19 protein-coding genes are annotated in these 20,334 nt (G+C 65.9%); 7 read left to right on the forward strand and 12 right to left on the reverse strand.

Annotated features, from left to right (window positions below; genetic code table 11):
* Positions 1 to 61 precede the first annotated feature (61 nt).
* On the forward strand, positions 62 to 994 hold the full coding sequence (locus tag FIU85_RS02565; RefSeq protein ID WP_172978780.1) for a calcium-binding protein: 933 nt from the start codon (positions 62 to 64) through the stop codon (positions 992 to 994).
* Here the strand turns inward: FIU85_RS02565 and FIU85_RS02570 are convergent, their stop codons facing one another.
* From FIU85_RS02570 to FIU85_RS02615, 10 genes are all read right to left on the reverse strand, one after another.
* On the reverse strand, positions 995 to 1,774 hold the full coding sequence (locus FIU85_RS02570) for an enoyl-CoA hydratase-related protein (protein WP_152492223.1): 780 nt from the start codon (positions 1,772 to 1,774) through the stop codon (positions 995 to 997).
* 73 nt (positions 1,775 to 1,847) lie between these two features.
* On the reverse strand, positions 1,848 to 2,300 hold the full coding sequence (locus FIU85_RS02575; RefSeq protein ID WP_152495742.1) for a cytochrome c-type biogenesis protein: 453 nt from the start codon (positions 2,298 to 2,300) through the stop codon (positions 1,848 to 1,850).
* The gene (locus tag FIU85_RS02580; protein ID WP_152495743.1) at positions 2,297 to 4,264 is read right to left on the reverse strand and encodes a heme lyase CcmF/NrfE family subunit; all 1,968 of its coding nucleotides are present in this window, start codon (positions 4,262 to 4,264) and stop codon (positions 2,297 to 2,299) included. The genes FIU85_RS02575 and FIU85_RS02580 overlap by 4 nt, the downstream gene beginning before the upstream one ends.
* 383 nt (positions 4,265 to 4,647) lie before the next feature.
* On the reverse strand, positions 4,648 to 5,235 hold the full coding sequence (locus FIU85_RS02585; protein ID WP_172978781.1) for a holin family protein: 588 nt from the start codon (positions 5,233 to 5,235) through the stop codon (positions 4,648 to 4,650).
* Complete coding sequence (locus tag FIU85_RS02590; RefSeq protein ID WP_152495744.1) at positions 5,226 to 5,837, reverse strand: holin-associated N-acetylmuramidase; 612 nt, start codon at positions 5,835 to 5,837, stop codon at positions 5,226 to 5,228. Before FIU85_RS02590 ends, FIU85_RS02585 begins: the two co-directional genes overlap by 10 nt.
* 67 nt (positions 5,838 to 5,904) lie before the next feature.
* Positions 5,905 to 6,351, reverse strand: coding sequence for a cytochrome c maturation protein CcmE (gene ccmE, locus FIU85_RS02595; RefSeq protein ID WP_152495745.1), 447 nt, complete (start codon positions 6,349 to 6,351; stop codon positions 5,905 to 5,907).
* Between the two features lie 28 nt (positions 6,352 to 6,379).
* Positions 6,380 to 7,408, reverse strand: coding sequence for an N-acetyl-gamma-glutamyl-phosphate reductase (argC, locus tag FIU85_RS02600; RefSeq protein WP_152495746.1), 1,029 nt, complete (start codon positions 7,406 to 7,408; stop codon positions 6,380 to 6,382).
* Between the two features lie 71 nt (positions 7,409 to 7,479).
* Positions 7,480 to 8,295 carry a glutamate racemase gene (locus FIU85_RS02605; protein ID WP_152495747.1) on the reverse strand — a complete coding sequence of 272 codons (816 nt, stop codon included), beginning with the start codon at positions 8,293 to 8,295 and terminating at the stop codon, positions 7,480 to 7,482.
* 22 nt (positions 8,296 to 8,317) lie between these two features.
* On the reverse strand, positions 8,318 to 9,181 hold the full coding sequence (locus FIU85_RS02610) for a lysophospholipid acyltransferase family protein (RefSeq protein ID WP_152492216.1): 864 nt from the start codon (positions 9,179 to 9,181) through the stop codon (positions 8,318 to 8,320).
* A 91-nt stretch (positions 9,182 to 9,272) separates the two neighbouring features.
* On the reverse strand, positions 9,273 to 12,692 hold the full coding sequence (locus FIU85_RS02615) for an indolepyruvate ferredoxin oxidoreductase family protein (protein ID WP_152495748.1): 3,420 nt from the start codon (positions 12,690 to 12,692) through the stop codon (positions 9,273 to 9,275).
* Positions 12,693 to 12,871: 179 nt separating this feature from the next.
* Between FIU85_RS02615 and FIU85_RS02620 the strand changes: the two genes are divergently transcribed.
* Positions 12,872 to 13,765 carry a LysR family transcriptional regulator gene (locus tag FIU85_RS02620; RefSeq protein ID WP_152492214.1) on the forward strand — a complete coding sequence of 298 codons (894 nt, stop codon included), beginning with the start codon at positions 12,872 to 12,874 and terminating at the stop codon, positions 13,763 to 13,765.
* Between the two features lie 199 nt (positions 13,766 to 13,964).
* Here the strand turns inward: FIU85_RS02620 and FIU85_RS02625 are convergent, their stop codons facing one another.
* Both FIU85_RS02625 and FIU85_RS02630 read right to left on the reverse strand, forming a co-directional pair.
* Positions 13,965 to 15,095 carry a Xaa-Pro peptidase family protein gene (locus FIU85_RS02625; RefSeq protein ID WP_152495749.1) on the reverse strand — a complete coding sequence of 377 codons (1,131 nt, stop codon included), beginning with the start codon at positions 15,093 to 15,095 and terminating at the stop codon, positions 13,965 to 13,967.
* Entirely contained in the window at positions 15,092 to 16,117 is a 1,026-nt protein-coding gene (locus FIU85_RS02630; RefSeq protein ID WP_152495750.1) for a pyridoxal-phosphate dependent enzyme, read from the reverse strand. Before FIU85_RS02630 ends, FIU85_RS02625 begins: the two co-directional genes overlap by 4 nt.
* 146 nt (positions 16,118 to 16,263) lie before the next feature.
* On the opposite strand from FIU85_RS02630, the gene purL reads away from it, so the two are divergent.
* The 5 genes from purL (at position 16,264) to grxD (ending at position 20,301) form a co-directional block, all read left to right on the forward strand.
* The gene (gene purL / locus FIU85_RS02635; RefSeq protein WP_152495751.1) at positions 16,264 to 18,429 is read left to right on the forward strand and encodes a phosphoribosylformylglycinamidine synthase subunit PurL; all 2,166 of its coding nucleotides are present in this window, start codon (positions 16,264 to 16,266) and stop codon (positions 18,427 to 18,429) included.
* 187 nt (positions 18,430 to 18,616) lie between these two features.
* Positions 18,617 to 19,165, forward strand: coding sequence for a type III secretion system chaperone (locus tag FIU85_RS02640; protein WP_152495752.1), 549 nt, complete (start codon positions 18,617 to 18,619; stop codon positions 19,163 to 19,165).
* Between the two features lie 293 nt (positions 19,166 to 19,458).
* Positions 19,459 to 19,701 (forward strand): BolA/IbaG family iron-sulfur metabolism protein, encoded by a 243-nt coding sequence (locus tag FIU85_RS02645; RefSeq protein ID WP_057793905.1) that lies wholly within the window; start codon positions 19,459 to 19,461, stop codon positions 19,699 to 19,701.
* A 4-nt stretch (positions 19,702 to 19,705) separates the two neighbouring features.
* Positions 19,706 to 19,942 (forward strand): hypothetical protein, encoded by a 237-nt coding sequence (locus FIU85_RS02650; RefSeq protein WP_152495753.1) that lies wholly within the window; start codon positions 19,706 to 19,708, stop codon positions 19,940 to 19,942.
* On the forward strand, positions 19,939 to 20,301 hold the full coding sequence (gene grxD, locus FIU85_RS02655) for a Grx4 family monothiol glutaredoxin (RefSeq protein ID WP_152495754.1): 363 nt from the start codon (positions 19,939 to 19,941) through the stop codon (positions 20,299 to 20,301). Before FIU85_RS02650 ends, grxD begins: the two co-directional genes overlap by 4 nt.
* Positions 20,302 to 20,334: the final 33 nt, after the last annotated feature.

A 20,334-nucleotide genomic window follows, 5' to 3' on the forward strand; every position in this document is an offset into this window, starting at 1 on the left:
CACGACGGGCCGCCAATCGAAGAGTAATCTGCAAACATGTGAGTCTCTTGGGAATTCCTTCATGCTTGGTATAGTTTTGCTCAGTCTCCTGGGCATCGGCGCGACGGCTGCCCTAGCCATCGACCTCTTCGACGATAATGACGACAATGCCCGTGCCCCTGACACCCCGGGCGAGGAAGAGCCCGAAACCGGCGGACCCGGCCCGCTGCCCGAAGAGCCGGAAACCGGCGGCCCCGATCCCCTTCCGACCGACACGATCAATCCGATCACCGGCACGGCAGGCGCGGACTCGATCACCGGAACCGAGGCTGTCGACTTCATCGACGCCGAAGACGGCGACGATGTGGTGCGCGGCGGCGCCGAAGGCGACATCATTGATGCGGGCGACGGCGACGACCGGGTGTTCGGCGAAGACGGCCAGGACGTGATCGCGGGCAATGCCGGCAACGACTTCCTGCGCGGCGGCGCCGACGAGGATATCCTGGCGGACAGTGACGGAGCCGACACCTTGCGCGGCGACACCGGCGACGACCTGATCCTGTCGACCGGCCTTACCGATCAGACCGCCTTTATCGATGCGACCCGCACCGTGGCGCGCGATTTCGCCAATGGCGACGCAGCGTCGCTCGACGACCTGCCGGGCCTCGACCTGACCCGGGATGAAGACACCGAAGGCGACGAGGTCGATGGTGGCGCCGGAAACGATGTCATGATTTTCGGTCAGGACGACACTGTCACCGGCGGCGACGGCGCCGACCTGTTCATCGGCGGTAGCCCTCTGCTTGCCGGCAATCCGGCCACGATCACGGATTTCGAGGTGAACGAGGAACTGCTCGTGCTGACCTACGAGGGCAGCGACCCGCCGGACCTCAGCCTGACGGATGTAAACGGCGACGCCGTGCTCAGCCTCGACGGCGCCCCCGCCGTCATCGTGGCCGGGCTCGGCGGCTCGTTCCTGCTCAGCGACGTGGAACTGATCGAGGTCTCGGCCTGATCAGCGCCCCTCGTATTCCGGCTTGCGCTTGTCCAGGAAGGCCGTCACGCCTTCCTGGAAATCCCGCGTCCGACCGCATTCGCCCTGCAACTGCGCCTCGAGGTCCAGCTGCTTGTCGAACCCGTTTTCCCAGCTGCCACGCACCGCGCGCTTGATCCCGCCATAGGCCGCTGTCGGCCCCTTGGCCAGGTGCGCCGCCCGCGCCTGCCAGTGCATCTCGAACGCGTCATCCTCGACCGCCTCCCAGATCAGCCCCCAGGCATCCGCCTGGCGCGCCGAAATCGGCTCGGCAAAAAGTGCCGCGCCCATCGCCTTGGCCGCCCCCACCTGTCGCGGCATCCAGTAGGTTCCGCCCGCATCGGGGATCAGCCCGATCCGCGCAAAGGCCTGCAGGAAATAGGCGCTCTCGGTCGCGATCACCACGTCGAAGGCCAGCGCCAGGTTCGCCCCCGCCCCCGCCGCCGGGCCGTTGACCGCCGCGATGGTCGGCACCGGGCAGTCGGAAATCATCCGCAGCATCGGCTCGTACTCGTCGCGCAGCACGCGTTCCACGTCCAGCGCCGCCGCCGTGCCGTTGTCCGACAGGTCCTGCCCCGAACAGAACGCCTTGCCATTGCCGGTCAGCACCACCACCCGCGCCTCGCGCCCCGCACGCTGCACCGCGTCGGTGATCTCGGCCCGCATCTGCGTGTTGAGCGCGTTCATCTTGTCGGCGCGGTTCATCCGCAGCACGGCAATCTCGTCGCTCAGGTCGTATGTCAGGGTCTGATAGGTCGTCATCGGGCGGGCCTCCATCTGGCGTGTGCCGCCAATCAACCCCGCCCGGCCCGGAAATGCAACGCGCGACGGCGCGTCAGTCCTTCATGATTTCGCGCAGCCGCGCCTCTTCCGCCGCGCTCAGCCCCGCCTCGCCCTCCGGTTTCGCGCCCGCGCGCCCCCGGATATAAACCGCCGCCAGCAGCCCGCCGAGGATCAACATCACCGGCCCGGCCAGCCACAGCACCAGGTTGCTGCCGCTCGCCACCGGGTTCAGCAGGACGTATTCGCCATAGCGGTCCACGACGAAGTCGATGACCTCTTCGTCGCTGTCGCCGGCCACCAGCCGCTCGCGCACCAGCAGGCGCAGGTCGCGGGCCAGATCGGCATTGGAATCGTCGATGCTCTCGTTGCGGCACACCAGGCAGCGCAGGCCGGAGGATATCTCCCGCGCGCGCTCTTCCAGAACCGGATCGTCCAGGATCTCGTCCGGCTGCACCGCCCAGAGCGGCGAGGCCAGCAGCATGAGGATCAGAACCAGACGTTTCATTCCGCCGGCACCCCCACGGCGCGGGTCTTGCGCGCGCCCGCCGCCACGCGGTAACGCCGGTCGGAGAGCGACAGCGCGCCGCCGATCGCCATCATGATCGCACCGCCCCAGATCCAGTTCGCCAGCGGCTTGTAATAGGTCCGCACGGCCCATCCGCCCGCCGCCTGCTCGTCGCCGATCACCACGTAGACGTCACGCAGGAACCCGTTGTCGATGGCGGCCTCGGTCGTGGGCATCCCGGCCACCGGGTAAACCCGCTTTTCCGGGGTCAGCCGGCTCACCACGGATCCGCCCTTCGACAGGGTCACATCCGCCATGGTCGACAGGTAGTTCGGCCCCTCCACTTCGCGCACATCGTCGAGCGTGATGGTCAGTCCCGACACCTCGAAACTGTCGCCCACCTGCGCCACGCGGATATCCTCGGCCTCCCAGGCCAGCATCCCGGCGATGCCCGCGATGGTGATGCCGAACCCCGCATGGGCCACCGCCTTGCCCCAGTCGGCGCGCGGCAGGCGCGTCAACCGCGACAGGCGCCCCCCGCCCCGACCCGTCCGGCTCCAAAGATCGACGGCCGCGCCCGTAACCAGCCAGGCCGCCAGAAACAGGCCCACCGGCCCAAGCGCGCTGCGCCCGGTCTGCATCGCAAAGGCCAGCGCGCCCACGGCGACGGCCAGCGCGAAGGCGCCCGCAAGCGGCCGCAGCACACGGCCCAGATTGCCGCGCTTCCAGGGCAGCATCGCGCCCACCGGCAGGATCAGCCCCAAAACCACCATGAACGGCGTGAAGGCCATGTTGAAGAACGGCTCGCCCACGCTCAGCTTGCGGTCGAACGCCAGTTCCGAGATCAGCGGCCAGATCGTGCCCACGAAAATGACGAAGGCCGACACGCCCAACAGAACGTTGTTGGCCACCAGCATCGTCTCGCGGCTCACCAGGCCGAAGACCCCCTTGGCCTGCATCGTCCCCGCCCGCGCGGTAAAGAGCGTCAGCCCCAGCATCATGAAGAACCCGGTGATCATCAGCAGAAACACACCCCGTTCGGGGTCCGTGGCAAAGGCGTGCACCGAGGTCAGCACGCCTGAGCGCGTGATGAACGCCCCCACCATCGAGAATCCGAAGGCGATGATGGCCAAGAGGATGGTCCAGCTTTTCAGCGACTCGCGTTTCTCCACCACGATGGCCGAATGCAAGAGCGCGGCGGCAATCAGCCACGGCATGAAGCTGGCGTTTTCCACCGGGTCCCAGAACCAGAACCCGCCCCAGCCCAGCTCGTAATAGGCCCACCAGGACCCCAGCGCGATGCCGATGGTCAGGAAGATCCACGCCGCCAGCGTATAGGGCCGCACCCACCGGCCCCAGGCCGCGTCCACCCGGCCTTCGATCAGCGCGGCCAGCGCGAAGGAATAGGTCATCGAAAGCCCGACATAGCCCAGGTAGAGGAACGGCGGGTGGAACGCGAGGCCCGGATCCTGCAACAGCGGGTTCAGGTCGCGCCCATCGAAAGGCGGTACGTCCATCCGCAGGAACGGGTTCGAGGTGAAGAGGATAAAGGCAAAGAACGCCACCCCGATCAGGCCCTGGATCGACAACACACGCGCCTTCAACGTCGGCGGCAGGTTGCCCCCGAACCACGCGGCAAAGGCCCCGAACAGCGTCACGATCAGCACCCACAGCAGCATCGAACCTTCGTGGTTCCCCCAGACTCCGGTGATCTTGTAAAGCAAAGGCTTGGCCGAATGGCTGTTGGCCACCACCAGTTCCAACGAGAAATCCGAGGTGACGAAGGCCCACATCAGCGCCCCGAACGCGCCCAGCGTCAGCACGAATTGCAGCGTCGCGGCGGGCTCGGCCACCGCCATCCACCCCGCCCATCGCTTCTGCGCGCCGATCAGAGGCACGATGGACTGAAAGCACGCCACGAAGAAGGCGAGGATGAGGGCGAAATGTCCAAGCTCGGTGATCATGGCCTGGTTATAATCGTCCCGGGTCCGGTCTCCAACGCCTTTCGGGTGCGACGGGTGATCACATTGTCGCGGAAATACGCCGCGCCATCGATGCCCCCCGGGGTGGCGATCCAACGGCACATCGGCAGACCTTTATCCCGGCCAGATCCGAAAGACATCCGAGCGGAGCGCTTGCGTCTGCCAAATCGCCGCCCCCTGGGTGGGGGGCAGCGATGGCGCGGCGGCGCGTGCCGCGCCTTTGCTCCGCGCGGGTGGCGAGATAAGCAACGCCGTCCCGGACTTGATCCGGGACCTCGCCCGCCAAGAGATCCCCGAATCAAGTCCGGGGATGACGGTCAGGCCACACGGCGGGCGTCGTGTTATGCGCCACAGCCCGCGCGGCCTTACCGCCCCTGCCGCGCGTCTTCCCAGTCCATCAGCGCCGGGTTTCGCTCTGTTGCCTCCTCCTGCACCTGCAACGCCAAGCCCGCGTCATGCCCGGTATCGGCCACGCCCACGCTGCCCGCCTCCAGCGCGCGAAGGGATTTCAGGTTGCCTACCACCTGAGGCGTCCGGGCCATGGTCGTTGCGATGGAACGTTGAAACTCCTGCCCCTTGGCCTGATGCCGCGCTCCGAAATAGAAGCTGACGATCGCGCCCAACAGCCACCACAATGGCTCGGGCACCAGCGCGATCCCCTGCATCCGCTCGGAAAACCAGATCGGGTCCACCATCGCGGCCACGAACAGCCCCAGCGTCCCAAGCGCCATCGCGGGGCGCGGCACCCGGTTCAGCCCGTCGATGAACCGGTCGTACCAGCCCTTGCGCTCGGCCTTGAACTCCGCGGCCAGCTGCGCCAGCGCCGCGCCCTGCAATTCGGCGGCGCGTTGGTCGGATTTCTCGGCATTCACCCGGAACACTTCGGCGGTTTCGGCCACGGCATTGCGCCCGCCGCCGAAGACCAGGCTCAGGACCGTTTCGATCAGCCCCATTTCGCCACCCGGTCCCGGAATTCCGCCGGCGTCATGTGATAGCGGGGCGAGATGAACGCCTCGGCCCGCCGGATCCAGCCGCCCTTGCCGCCCGCACGTGTCCGCGCGTACTTGCGCGACGCGGGGCGCTGATCGGCCAGCCGGAAATAATAATTCCGCCGCGCGATGCCGTAGGCGTCGGCGATATGCAGCGGCGCCACGCCATGGGCCAGCTCGGCCGCCTCGATGGTCTGAGGCCCGATGATGCCGTCGACGGCCACCTCGTGGCCCATCTGCCGCAACAGCCGTTGCAGGATCTTCACCGCGTTGGCCCCGGCATTCACATACATGTCGAACACGCTGGCCTGCAAAACCTGTGGCAGCCGGGCGATGCCGGGCCGGTGGTAATAATGGTCGATGAAAATGTCCTGCGCCTGCGCCCGGCTCAGGCGGCGCACATCGGCCACGTCCACATCCCCGTCGCGGTCAAGGTCCAGCCCCAGCCGCCGAATCGTGTGGATGGTCACGCCATGATTGGTGGCCCCGCCCGGGTCGTCGGGATCATTCACGAACCCGCCTTCCCGCGCCAGGATATCCTCTGCGATCTCCGAGACAGTCTGCATTCCGCGCCCCCTTGGCCAGCGATTTGAACTCGCCGGCAAGGGTCGTCAGGAAGGGTTAATGCGGGGTCTAGCTACCGTCCGGTTCCTGGTAGACGCCCTGTTCCTTCAGCGCATCGACCACTTCTTTCGGCATGTATTCCTCGTCATGCTTGGCCAAGATCTCGGTGGCGGTAAAGACCCCGTTCTCGTAGCGGCCCAAGCCCACCATGCCCTCGTTCTCGCCGAAAAGATCCGGCAGAACCCCGGTATAGCGCACCGGCACCGACGCCCCGCCGTCGGTCACGCTGAAGGTCACAGTCTCGCCTTCGCCGCGCCTGAGCGTGCCTTCCTCGACCAGACCGCCGATGCGGAACGTCTCGGACGGGCTGGGCGGTTCGGCCATCACCTGGCTGGGTGAACGGAAGAAGTTGATGCCGTCGCGCATCGCATAGCCGATCAGACCCGTGGCCAGCACCAGAGCAATCGCCGTCACGGCAATGATCTGCACACGCCTCTGTTTTTTCAGTGATTTCATCGCGCTACCCCGTCCTCCTCAGGGAAACTCACGGAAACACCGGCGCCAGCATCAGCCCCGTCGTCTCGTCGAGTCCTAGCATCAGGTTGGCATTCTGCAACGCCTGCCCGCTCGACCCCTTGGTCAGGTTATCCAACGCGGCGACCACGATGGCCCGCCCGTCGATGCGGTCCGCGACCACGCCGATATGGCAGAAATTGCTGCCCCGCACATGCCGCGTGCTGGGTCCCTCGCCATAGGGCAGAACCTCGATGAACGGCTCGTCGGCGTAGGCGTTGTAGAGCGTCTCGTAAACGGCCTTCGCCTCGCCCTTCACATATCCGGTCGCCAGAATGCCCCGGTTCGCCGGCACCAGATGCGGCGTGAACTGGATGCGCACGTCCCGCCCGGCGATGGCGGAAAACTCCTGGTCGAACTCGCCCAGATGCCGGTGCGTGCCACCCAGAGCATAGGCGTGATACCCTTCCGACAGCTCCGCATGCAGCAGGTTTTCCTTCAGCGACCGCCCGGCCCCGGACACCCCGCATTTCAGATCGAGGATGATCTCGTCGAGGTCGATCACCCCAGCCTCGATCAGCGGGCGCAGCACATATTGCCCGGTCGCGGCGTTGCACCCCGTCCCGGCCACCAGCCGCGCCTCGCGGATGGCATCGCGGTAGAACTCGGTCAGGCCATAGACGGCCTCCTGCTGCATCTCCACCGCGGCGTGCTTGTTGCCGTACCATTTTTCGTAAGCATCCGGGTCGCGCAGCCGGAAATCCGCGCTCAGATCCACGATCTTCAGATCCTTGGGCAGCGCCGAGATCACTTCCTGGCTGGTCTTGTGCGGCAGCGCGCAGAAACACAGATCGATCCCGGAAAAGTCGATCTCGTCGATCGTCACCAGCGTCGGCAGGTCGAGGTGCCGCAGATGCGGAAACGCCTGCGCCATGGTCTGCCCGGCCTTGGAATTAGCCGACAGCGCGGCAATCTCCAGCCCCGGATGGGTTGCGATCAGCCGGACAAGTTCGGCGCCGGTATAGCCCGAGGCGCCCAGAATGGCGATTTTATGGGTCATGTCAGACCTCTTTCATCAGTTGTTAGTCATTTAGGGAAGTTCGTGCGCGCCCGCAATGCGACGCGCTGGCCTTAGGCGGCCTGAAACGTGATCCCTCGTCGCAGGAACTGCGTCGCCCGGTCCGAGGTCCGCTTGGGGTCGCCCGTGGTCAGGAACCGCACACCCTCGCCTCCTTCGGCCATTTCGGGGTGCCGCGACAGGTAATCGGCCAGGCTCGCCGCCACCAGGTTGGGCTGCGAAAACACCTGCACCTCAGGCCCCAATGCCGCCTGAAACACGTCCTCGACCAATGGGTAATGCGTGCAGCCCAAAACGGCGGCCTGCGGATTGGGCATCTTGCGCTTCAGCGCGTCCACATGGCTGCGCACCAGCGCCTCGGCCAGGATCATGTCGCCGTCCTCGATGGCGTCCACCACCCCGCCACAGGCCTGCGCCTCCACGTCCACGCCGATGGCCCGGAACGCCAGTTCGCGCTGAAAGGCGCGGCTGCTGACGGTCGTGGGCGTGGCGAACAGCGCCGCGTGCTTCACCGCCACCTCGCGCGGAGGAGAGTTGTCGCCCCATTGCCGCTCGGTCAGCGCCTCGATCAGCGGTACGAAGACGCCCAGCACGCGCTTGCCTTTGGGCACGCCTTCCTCCTGCATCCGGCGCAGCGCGGCGGCCGACGCTGTGTTGCACGCGAGGATGACCAAATTGCACCCTTCGTCATGCCACAGCCGCTGCACATGCGCCTTGGTGCGGGCAAAGATATCGTCAGGGTCGCGCACGCCATACGGCGCGTTGGCATTATCGCCCAAGTAGACCAGCGCCACCTCCGGCAGCCGCGCCTCCACGGCGCTCAGCACCGTCAGGCCGCCAAGCCCGCTGTCGAAAATCCCAACTGCCATGTCAATCGCGCTGCCCGCGCCCCTAGTCATATTCGAAGCCAATCTCGTCCGGGTTCACCGGACGCGTGCTAAGCTCATACGTCTTGTGCCGCAGAAACGCCATCATGGATTTCGTGTCGCCGGCCCGGGCGCGCAATTCGTCCTGCGCGATGGGCTGGCCCACCACGACCTGCACGCTGGTGTCCACGCGCTTGCAGAATTCCTTGATCAGCAAGCCCATGCGCAGGGTGTAATGCAGGTGACTGGCCAGCTGAAAGAGCCGGCTGGTATGCCCCTCGAAGAAGATCGGCACCACGGTCGCATCCGATTTCGCCACCATCCGCGCCGTGAACCCGCGCCAGCCCGGGTCCAGCGGTTGAGCAAAGGGTTTGGCCGCCGTGCTGACCGTGCCGCCGGGGAAAATCCCGATGGCGCCGCCGTCCTTCAGGTAATTCAGCGCCGTCTTGCGGGTCTCGACATTCAGCGCGACCGCCTCTTTCGTCTCGTCGAAGCTGATCGGCAGGATCACGCGGTTCAGATCCTCGGCCTTGCGAAAGACCTTGTGCGCCAGGATGCGGAAATCACCCCGCGTCTGGCTCAGGATATGGCCCATCATCAGGCCGTCCAGAATGCCGTACGGATGGTTCGCAATCAGGATCAGAGGCCCGGTGCGCGGGATGCTGTCCAGGCTGCCACCCACCACGTCCAGCGTCAGGCCATAGCGCTCCACCATCACCTGCCAGAAATCGCGGCCCGCCGCGACCTCCTGCTCGTACCCCGCCGCGCGCTTGATAAGGCGAATACGCCCCGTCAGGTTTTCCATCGTGCGGATCATGGCGCGGCCCCCGCGGGTCTGCGCCGAGTAGGCATAGCTGATGTCACGGGCCACGTGGCGTTCCTGGCGCATCTTACCTTCCGTCTCGATTCGCGTGCACCCATCTACATCGCCCTGCCACGTAACAGGGCGATGAAATTTGGGTAACAAAGGCGCGGGCCGTCTACTGTGCCGCGCGCGCCACGTCCTGTCCGCCGTCGCCGATCACCTGCAACAGATGCTCGCGCTGCTTCGCGGCCTTTCGCGCATTCGCCATCTTCACCGGACCGAAGCCGCGGATCTGCAACGGCAATTCCGCCAGCGCCACGATGGCGTCCTGCGTCTTGCCGTCCAGCTTGGTCAGAACCTCTGCCATGTCGGCCTCGTACTCGCGGATCAGCGCGCGTTCCATCCGCCGCTCCTCGCTATAGCCGAATATGTCCAGCGGCGTACCGCGCAGCCCTTTGAACTTCGCCATCAGGCGCATCGGCTTTTCCATCCAGGCGCCGAACTGACGTTTCTTGGGCCGTCCGTCCGGGCCGGTCTTGCTCAGGATCGGCGGCGCCAGGTGAAAACTCATGTCGAAATCGCCCGCAAACTCCTCCTCGGCCTTCTTCCGGCTCTGGATCAGCAGGCGCGCGACCTCGTATTCGTCCTTGTAACTCAAGAGCTTGTGATAGCCCATCGCCACCGCTTCGCGCACTTGCTCGTTCTCGATCCCGTCGACCAGCTTGCGATACCGCTTGGCCAGCCGCTTGGACTGATAGCCGATCAGGTGATCGGCGCGGAAGGCGATCTTTTCCTCCAGCGATTTCGGCTTCTGCACCACGTTCGGCGTCACCATCCGGTCCGCCTCCTCGGGATGCACGGCGGCCCACCGCCCGATGTCGAAGGCGCGCAGGTTGCGCTCCACCGCCGCGCCGTTCAGCTCGATGGCCGCGCCGATCGAGGCCTTGGACAAGGGCACCAGCCCCCGCTGCCACGCCGCGCCAAAGATGATCATGTTGGAAAAGATCGCGTCGCCCATCGCCACCCGCGCCAGCTCAGAGGCGTCGAACAGCACCACGTCATCCTGCATCCGCGCCTTCAGCGACAGCGCCAACTGGTCGGTCGGCAGCGTGAACTCGGTGTCGCGGGTGAAATCGCCGGTCATGATCTCGTGGCTGTTGACGACGCCGCCCGTGCGCCCCATCCGCGTCAGGCCCAGCGTCTTGGCCCCGGCGCTGACCACCAGGTCGCCACCAATGAGCGCATCCGCCTCGCCCGTGGCCACCCGGATGGCACTGATATCACCGGGTTTCTCGGCAATCCGGCAGTGGATATGCACCGCGCCGCCCTTCTGCGCCAGCCCGGCCATTTCCATCATGCCCGCGCCCTTGCCATCAATCTGCGCCGCCTGCGCCATCACCGCGCCGATGGTCACAACACCCGTGCCGCCCACGCCGGTAATCACCACGTTATAAGTGCCGTCGATCTTGGGCAGCGCAGGCTCCGGCATATCCGGCAGGTCAAGATCGGCCGAGGCTTCCTTGCGGATCTTGGCCCCTTCCAGCGTCACGAAGGACGGGCAAAACCCCTTGAGGCAGGAAAAATCCTTGTTGCAGCTCGACTGGTCGATGGCCCGTTTCCGCCCCAACTCCGTCTCCTTCGGCACGATGGCGACACAGTTCGACTGCACCCCGCAATCGCCGCAGCCCTCGCAGATATCGGTGTTGATGAACACGCGCTTGTCCGGGTCCGGAAACGTGCCGCGCTTGCGGCGGCGGCGTTTCTCGGCGGCGCAGGTCTGCACGTAAATTATAGCCGATACGCCCTTGATTTCCTGAAACTTCTCTTGCACCTGCATCATCTCGGCCCGCTCGTGCCAACCGATGCCCGACGGGAAGTGCGACTTCTCCGGCTCTTCCTTCTCGTCATAGACCACCGCGATGTGCTGCACGCCCATCGACTGCAACTCGCGCGCGATCCGGTCGGGGCCCAGTCCGCCCTCGTTGGTCTGCCCGCCGGTCATGGCGACCGCGTCGTTGTAAAGGATCTTGTAGGTGATGTTCACACCGGCCGCGAGCGCCGCGCGAATGGCCAGCACGCCCGAATGGTTATACGTCCCGTCGCCGAGGTTCTGGAACACATGCTCACGATTGGAAAACGGCGCCTCGCCGATCCAGTTCGCGCCTTCCGCGCCCATATGGGTGAACCCGCTGGTCTCGCGGTCCATCCACAGCGACATGATGTGGCACCCGATCCCGGCATAGGCGCGCCCGCCCTCGGGCACCTTGGTCGAGGTGTTGTGCGGACAGCCCGCGCAGAAATACGGCAACCGCGCCGCCAGCTCCTCGGCATTGTCCGATTTCTTCGCCTCGTCAATCAGTTGCAGGCCGGCCTTCACGCGATCCGTGCCGCGGCCTTCCTCCACCAGGATGGTCCCGATCTTCTCGGCCACCATTACCGGGTCCAGCGCCATGCGCGTCGGGAACAGCTCTTCGGAATGCAGGCCGCCCGCGCCGCCCTTGTACCAGCCATAAACGCGCCGCCCCTGCCGGTCGTCGAAAATCGCCTCCTTGATCTGGATCTCGATCAGCTTGCGCTTTTCCTCGACCACGACGATCAGGTCCAACTCCTCGGCCCAGTCGTGAAAGCCCTTCATGTCCATCGGGAAGGTCTGGCCCACCTTGTAGGTCGTCAGCCCCAGCCGCTCGGCCTCGGCGGCATCGATCCCCAGCATGTCCAGCGCGTGGGTCAGGTCCAGCCAGTTCTTGCCGGCGGCCACGAAGCCGATCTTCGCGCCGGGTTTGCCCCACACTCGCTTGTCGATCTTGTTCGCGTGGGCAAAGGCTTCGGCGGCGTACCTCTTGTGGTCGATCATCCGGGCTTCCTGCGCGATCCAGTGATCCCCCAGCCGGATGCTCAGCCCGCCCTCGGGCATGTCGAACTCCGGCAAAACGAAATTCATCCGGTCCAGACCGCCATCGACAACGCTGGTCACCTCCACCGTGTCCTTCATCGTCTTCAGCCCGGCCCAGACGCCCGCAAACCGCGACAACGCGAAGCCGTAAAGGCCGAAATCCAGGATCTCCTGCACCCCCGCCGGCGACAGCACCGGCATGTAGGCATCCACCAGCGCCCAGTCCGACTGGTGACAGACCGTGGAACTCTCGCCCGTATGGTCATCCCCCATCGCCATCAGCACACCGCCCAGCGGCGCCGTCCCGGCCATGTTGGCGTGCCGCATCACGTCGCCCGACCGGTCCACCCCCGGCCCCTTGCCGTACCACAGGCCGAAAACGCCATCATGCTTGCCCTCGCCGCGCAGCTGCGCCTGTTGCGTGCCCCACAGCGCCGTCGCCGCCAGATCCTCGTTCAGGCCCGGCTGGAAGGTGACATTCGCCTCGGCCAACGTCTTTTGCGCCCGCGCCATCTGCAGGTCCACCGCCCCCAGCGGCGAGCCGCGATAGCCGGTGACATACCCGGCGGTGTTGTGCCCTTCGGCGCGGTCCCGTGCCGCTTGCATCAGCATCAGCCGCACAAGGGCCTGCGTGCCGTTCAACAGGATCTGCGACTTGGACAGGTCCAGCCGGTCGTTCAGGGAAATCTTCTGATCGCTCATATCGTCCTCCCGTGGCGCTTGCGCGATTCCGCGCAATTGCTATGTATATAGGCGTGTATTAGGTCAATATATGTGACCTAATGCAGATTTTCACGCGAATTCCGCGCTATCGGCTGTGAACCGCAAATGTTTTTCTGCTATTGCGCACGCGGGCATTGGATCGAATTGAAAGTTGCGAAATGGATTGGGACAAACTGAGAATATTTCACGCGGTCGCCGACGCCGGCAGCCTCACCCATGCCGGGGACCAGCTTCACCTCTCGCAATCCGCCGTCTCGCGACAGATTCGCGGGCTCGAGGAATCACTCAACGCCACGCTCTTTCACCGCCACGCCCGCGGCCTGATCCTGACCGAACAGGGCGAGCTTCTGTTCGACGCCACCCGCGCCATGGTCAAGCGCCTGGACGCCGCCACCGCGCGCATCCGCGACAGCGAGGAAGAGGTGTTCGGCGAACTCCGCGTGACCACCACCATCGGATTCGGCACGCTCTGGCTCGCCCCGCGCCTGCCCAAGCTCTTTTCGACCTATCCCGACCTCAACATCGACCTGATGCTCGAGGAACGCGTGCTCGACCTGCCCATGCGCGAGGCCGACGTGGCCATCCGCATGAAGGAACCCAGCCAGGCAGACCTCATCCGCAAGCGCCTGATGATGATCAACATGTGCCTGTTCGCGACCCAGAAATATCTCGATGAGCGCGGCACGCCCGAAGGGATGGAAGACCTCGGAACGCACCGGCTGATCTGCCAGAACCCGCGCTCGGCCCAGGTCGGCGCCGGCGCCACGCTGGTCAACGAACTGGTGACCTACGACATACCGTCGCTGCTGACCGTCAACAACTATTACGGCGTGCTGCAAGGCGTGCTCAACAACCTTGGCATCGGCGTCCTGCCCGACTACCTGGGCCAGGATTTCGACCAGCTTGTCCGCGTCCTGCCCGACGTGCAGTCCTCCGACGTGCCGGTCTTCCTCGCCTACCCCGAGGAGCTGCGCCATTCGCAGCGCATCAAGGCGTTCCGCGATTTCGTTCAGGAAGAAATTGTGGCCTATCGCAAAAACGTCGCAAAATAAGGCGTTTCGGGAAATTTGCGCGCGCCGGAACAGCAGCCATGCGGCAACAGCATAGCAGGTTTTCGCACAGTGCGACCTGTTTACCCTTGATCGCTCGAAAAACGGGCACTAATTCCACGGCATGACGGTGATCAACCCGATCACTTCATACCTCCCTGTTGGACTATGGCCGAGCTTATCAGCTCGGCCTTTTTTTTGCTCAGATCAACGGGATGTCCGCGCCCGCCAGCGGCGACAGCGCCCGCGGCGCGCCGTCGGTGATCACGATGTTCTCCTCATGCACCATGCACAGGCCCCCGGGCCGGTCTATCCCCGGCTCCAGCGTGATCACCATGCCCGGCTCCAGCACCGTCTGATCGCGTGGCGTCAGCGACATCCCCTCGGTCAGCTGCATCCCCAGCCCGTGGCCCAGCCGCCCCGCCGTCTCGCCCGTACCGACGACAGCAGACATGGCGCGCCACAGGTCGCAGGCGCGCGCTCCGGGCCGGGCGATCTCCATCGCTGCCGCCGTGGCCTCGGTCAGCCGCGCATGGGCCTCCGCCACGCCGTCGCCCACATGGCCCACCGCGAAATTCCGGTCGAAATCGCAGAAATACCCGTCCCACACCGCGCCCGTGTCCAGCATCAGCACGTCGCCCGCCCGCAGCGGCGTCTCGGACGCGGGCGAGATCACGTCCGCGTAACCGCCCTGCGCCGCGCCGCCCGCAAGGTACGGCACCCAATCCGCGCCTTCCTCCAGCAGCTGACGCTGGAAATCGCGAAAGACCTGCGCCAGCGGCCGGCCCTCGCCCGCGATCTCGGGCACCCGGGCAAAGGCGCGCCCTGCAATGGCACAGGCCGTTTCGATCTTGGTAATCTCGGCGGGCGACTTTACCGCCCTGAGGCCGGCGACGATCCCCGCATCGCCCGTGAACGGCAGACCCGCCAGCTCCTTTATCCGCGCGAAATCCGCCAGCGGCATCCGCAAATGTGTCTCGTATCCCGATGGCACCCCTACCGGGCCGCCCACCTCGCGCAGCGTGGCCGCCAGCAGGCTCACACCGTCGTCGTCCGGATCGGGGGCCGACCACGTTCGGATCTCCTCGACCCATGTGCGCCCCATCAGCGCCGCGCCGATCGACGGAATCACCGCCTTGGGCGGCCCTTCGCGCGGCACCACCAGGAACCACGGACGGCTCGGGCTTTCCCAGAATCGCGTCAGGAACCCGGTGAAATAGCGCACATCCGCCTCGGTCGTCAGCAAGAGCGCCCCCAGCCCCGCGCGGTCCATCAGCACCTGCGCCCGCGCCGTGCGGGTCTCGTATTCCGCACGGTCGAAGCCCCGGTTCATGCCTGTTCACTCAGGATGCACAGCACCCGCGCCTCCGGCCCAAGGCCCATCAACCGCACGGCCGCCAGCCCCGCCGCACCGGATTCGGTGCTCTCCAGCCCCATCAGCGTCAGTTCCGGCAGCACCGCCGCCGCCTCCTCCTCGGTGATGGTCGCAAAATCGTCCGCATCCCGCGACAGCCCGCGCAGCGCGATCAGTGACGGGTCCTTGCAGTCCAGCCGCCCCATGGCCGAGACCGGACCTTCGGTCACCACCGGACGCCCCGCCTCGATACTCGCCTGCAACGCCGGGGCCGCCTCGGGTTCCACCACGACGATGCGCGGCGCGGCGCCCCAGCGCTGCCGAAACAGCGCCGCGCAGGCACCCGCCAGCCCGCCGACCCCGGCTTGCAAAAAGACATGCGTCGGCACCTCGGGCATCTGCCGCACCGCCTCCTCGGCCATCACGAGGTAGCCTTCCATCAGCCGCCAGGGCAGGTCCACGTATCCCGGCCAGGAACTGTCCGACAAGAGCGTCCAGCCGTTGTCCGAGGCCGCCGTCTCTGCCGCCTTCATGCTGGCCGCGTAATCCGCCCCGGCCCGCACCACATCCGCGCCCATGTCTCGCAGCCGCCCGGCAAAGCCTTCGGGCACAGTCTCGGCGATATAGACCACCGCCTTGGCGCCAAAGACCCTGGCCCCGGCGGCCACCGACATCCCGTGATTGCCCGCACTTGCCGTCACGTATGTCCGCCCAGCCAGCGCACGCGCCAAGTTGTCCGCCCCCGTCGCCGCGGCCTCATGCGCAATCACGTAAGCCGCCCCAAGCGCCTTGAAGCTGCCCAGCCCCATGCGCCCGCGCTCGTCCTTCACGAATACCGTCGTGCCAAACGCCTCGCGCCGCTCCAGCGGCGTCTCCCCATGCGCCGGGCACTGCGCCAGAAGCCGCAACGGCGCGGCGGCGTCCACGCTCGGCCCGGGGATCTCGGCCAGCACGCCATCCATCAGCCCCTGCCCGCGCCACGGGTTCTCTATGATCTTCATGGCACCTCCTATTCGCCCAACCCGACGGCATCGCGCGGCCTCCGTCAAGGCCCATGGCACGCACCGCGCCGCACCCCCTTCCCCCCGCTGCGTTCATGTCCTAATAGGGGCGCCATCTGCACCGCACCTTGGGGGACATGTTTCACATGCAGGAACCGGCCATCACGTCCGATCTGATCGCGGCCCACGGGCTCAAGCCCGACGAGTACGACCGCATCCTCGAAATCATCGGCCGCGAACCGAGCTTCACCGAACTCGGCATCTTCTCGGCCATGTGGAACGAGCATTGCTCCTACAAGTCCTCCAAGAAGTGGCTGCGCACCCTGCCCACCGACGGCCCGCAGGTGATCTGCGGCCCGGGCGAGAATGCGGGCGTCGTCGATATCGGCGACGGTCAGGCCGTGGTCTTCAAGATGGAAAGCCACAACCACCCGTCGTATATCGAGCCCTATCAGGGCGCGGCCACCGGCGTCGGCGGCATCCTGCGCGACGTCTTCACCATGGGCGCGCGCCCCATCGCCTCCATGAACTCGCTCTCCTTCGGCGAAGTCGCCCACCCCAAGACCCGCCAGCTGGTGCATGGCGTGGTCGAGGGCATCGGCGGCTACGGCAACTGCTTCGGCGTGCCCTGCGCGGGCGGCGAGGTCCGTTTCGATCCCGCCTATAACGGCAACTGCCTCGTGAACGCCTTCGCGGCGGGCCTCGCGGATGCCGACAAGATCTTCTACTCCGCCGCCTCCGGCATCGGGATGCCCGTGGTCTACCTCGGTGCCAAAACCGGCCGCGACGGCGTCGGCGGCGCCACCATGGCCTCCGCCGAATTCGACGAAACCATCGAGGAAAAGCGCCCAACCGTCCAGGTCGGCGACCCCTTCACCGAGAAACGCCTGATGGAAGCCACGCTGGAGCTGATGGCCACCGGCGCCGTCATCTCGATCCAGGACATGGGCGCGGCGGGCCTCACCTGCTCCGCTGTCGAGATGGGCGACAAGGGTGGCCTCGGCGTGAAGCTTAACCTCGACGCCGTGCCGCAGCGCGAGGCGAACATGACCGCCTACGAGATGATGCTCAGCGAATCCCAGGAACGTATGCTCATGGTCCTGCGCCCGGAAAAGGAATCCGAGGCCCGCGCCGTGTTCGAGAAATGGGACCTCGACTTCGCCATCGTCGGCGAAACCATCGCCGAGGACCGCTTCCTCATCATGCACAAGGGCGAAGTCATGGCCGACCTGCCCCTCGCCACGCTCTCGGGAAGCGCGCCGGAATACGACCGCCCATGGGACGAGCCGGAAACGCCCGAGGCATTAGTGGATGCCGACGTGCCGAATGTCGATCCCATCGACGGGCTGAAGGCCCTCATCGGCTCGGTCAACTACTGCGCCAAGCAATGGGTGTACGAGCAATACGACACCATGGTGATGGCCGACAGCGCCCGCACCCCCGGCCAGGGCGCGGGCCTCATCCGCGTGCACGGCACGGATAAGCACCTCGCCTTCACCTCCGACGTGACCCCACGCTACGTCAAGGCGAACCCCTTCGAGGGCGGCAAACAGGCGGTGGCCGAGGCCTACCGCAACCTCACGGCACTGGGCGCCGTACCGCTCGCCACCACCGACAACCTCAACTTCGGCAACCCGGAAAAACCCGCGATCATGGGCCAGTTCGTCATGGCGATCAAAGGCATCGGCGCGGCCGTCGCGGCGCTCGACATGCCGATCGTGTCGGGCAACGTCTCGCTCTATAACGAGACCGACGGCTCGGCCATCCTGCCCACCCCCACCATCGGCGCGGTCGGTCTTATAAAGGACCCCGAAACCGCCATCACCGGCCAGGCCCGCGACGGCCACGTGGCGCTTCTGGTGGGTGAAACCACAGGCCACCTGGGCCAGTCGGCGCTTCTGGCCGAGGTCTATAACCGCGTCGACGGCGACGCGCCCCACGTCGATCTCGACGCCGAGAAACGCAACGGCGACTTCATCCGCGCCAACCACGCGCTGATCAAGGCCTGCACCGACCTTTCCGACGGCGGCCTCGCACTGGCGGCCTTCGAAATGGCCGAAGCGGCGGGAGTGGGCGTCTGCCTCGACAGCGACGAGACCGCGACGCTCTTCGGCGAGGACCAGGCCCGCTACCTCGTGGCCTGCAATTTCGACCAGGCCGAGGCGCTGATGATCGCCGCAGGCCAGGCCGGCGTGCCGATCCAAAGCGTAGGCCGCTTCACCGGCAGCGACGTGCAGATGGGCCGCTCCAGCGCGCCACTCACCGAGCTCGCCGCGATCTATCGCGGCACCTTCGGCGACACCTTCGCCTGACGGCAATTCGGTGACCCCGCCCCGGACTTGATCCGGGGCCTCCACCACCCAAGAGGTCCCGGATCAAGTCCGGGACGTGTCGCACAGACCTTGCCGCTCGCGCCCCATCACGTTTGCGTCGGGGGCGTTGGCGGGCCTGCCATGCTCTGCCATTCTTTCGGAACCTACCCTCCGAAAGGTTCCGACCATGCTCCGCCTGCCCCTGACCCTCGCCCTCTTCACGCTGCCCCTCATGGCCACCGCCCAAGACAGCGAAACGCCCACCCCGGACACTCCGATCGAAGCCCCCATGTCGCTTGACCGGTTGGACACCATCCTGAAATCACTGGACGAGAACATCCGGACCGACGGCCGCGTCTGGCAACTGACCATCGCCGACACGCCCGTACTGATCATCACCGATCCCGACAATGACCGGATGCGCGCCCTGTCCCCTGTGGCCGATCTCGAAGACGTGCAGGTCGACACGCTTCGACGCATGATGCAGGCCAATTTCGACACCGCGCTCGACGCCCGCTACGCCATCGCCAAGGACATGGTCTGGTCCACCTATATCCATCCGCTCAGCCCGCTGGAAAAGGACCAGCTGATCTCTGGCCTCGGCCAGGTGGTCAACCTTGTTCAGACCTACGGCACGCTCTACACCGGCGGCGCGATGCAGTTCGGCGGTGGCGACAGCGGCACCTTGCAGCGCGACCTCATTGACGAGCTTCTGAAGAAGGGCGAGGAACTCTGACGCGGCGCACACCCGCACCACATCGTAGGGCGGGGTTTCACCCCGCCTCCGCACCCCGGTGCCGGGATGAAATCCCGGCCTACCCTGCCCCGCGTACCGGACGACGCCCTCTGTCCGTCGAAGACCTCCGCCCCACATCGTAGGGCGGGGTTTCACCCCGCCGCCCCACCCGGATGCCGGGATGAAATCCCGGACTGCCCCGCCACGGGCGACATCGCCGGAAACCACGTCCGTCGCTTGCATCCCGGCCCTGCCCTCTCTACATCAGGGACAGACACCAAGGAGACGCGCACATGCCCATGCAAGTCCAGGAAATCGAGGACCTGATCCGCGAAACCTTCCCAGACGCCAAGATCACCATCACCGATCTGGCCGGCGACGGGAACCACTACGCGGCCGAGGTCATCGACGAAAGCTTCCGGGGCAAGAACCGCGTTCAGCAGCAGCGCGCCGTCTATGCCGCGCTCAAGGGCAAGATGGACGGCCCCTCGGGCGACCTGCACGCGCTGGCGCTGACCACCAAGGCCCCGGACTAGGCCCATGAGCTGGACGCTGATCATCCTGCTGGTCCTGGTTGCCGCCGCCATCGCCGCGGTCGCCATCGTGGGCCAGCGCAAAACCCCCGGCCAGCGCGGCAGCGAACCGGGGACCGGGATGCACACACTAGAATCCGACTACCAATCCGGCATGGGCGGCGGCAACGTCCGACGCTGGGAAATCCCCCGCGATCCGCAAGCCTATGCCAAAATCTTTGCACCGAAGGACACCAGGAAATGAGCGACCCGAAGACGCAAATCGAAGAGACCGTCAAAGCCAACGACGTGGTGCTTTACATGAAGGGCACCAAGACCATGCCGCAATGCGGGTTCTCGTCCCGCGTCGCGGGCGTGCTGAACTACATGGGCGTCGAGTATACGGATGTGAACGTGCTGTCCGATGACGGCATCCGTCAGGGCATCAAGGATTATTCCGACTGGCCCACCATCCCGCAGCTCTACGTGAAGGGCGAATTCGTCGGCGGCTGCGACATCATCACCGAGATGACGCTCTCGGGCGAGCTCGACACGCTGTTCGAAGAAAACGGCGTCACCTACGACAAGGACGCCGCCGACAAGATCCGCGAAGCCAACGGCTGAGCCGGGTCTTTCACCCCGGTTAATCCAAGGCGC

The sequence above is a fragment of the Roseovarius sp. THAF8 genome (assembly GCF_009363735.1).
Classification (GTDB): Bacteria; Pseudomonadota; Alphaproteobacteria; order Rhodobacterales; family Rhodobacteraceae; genus Roseovarius.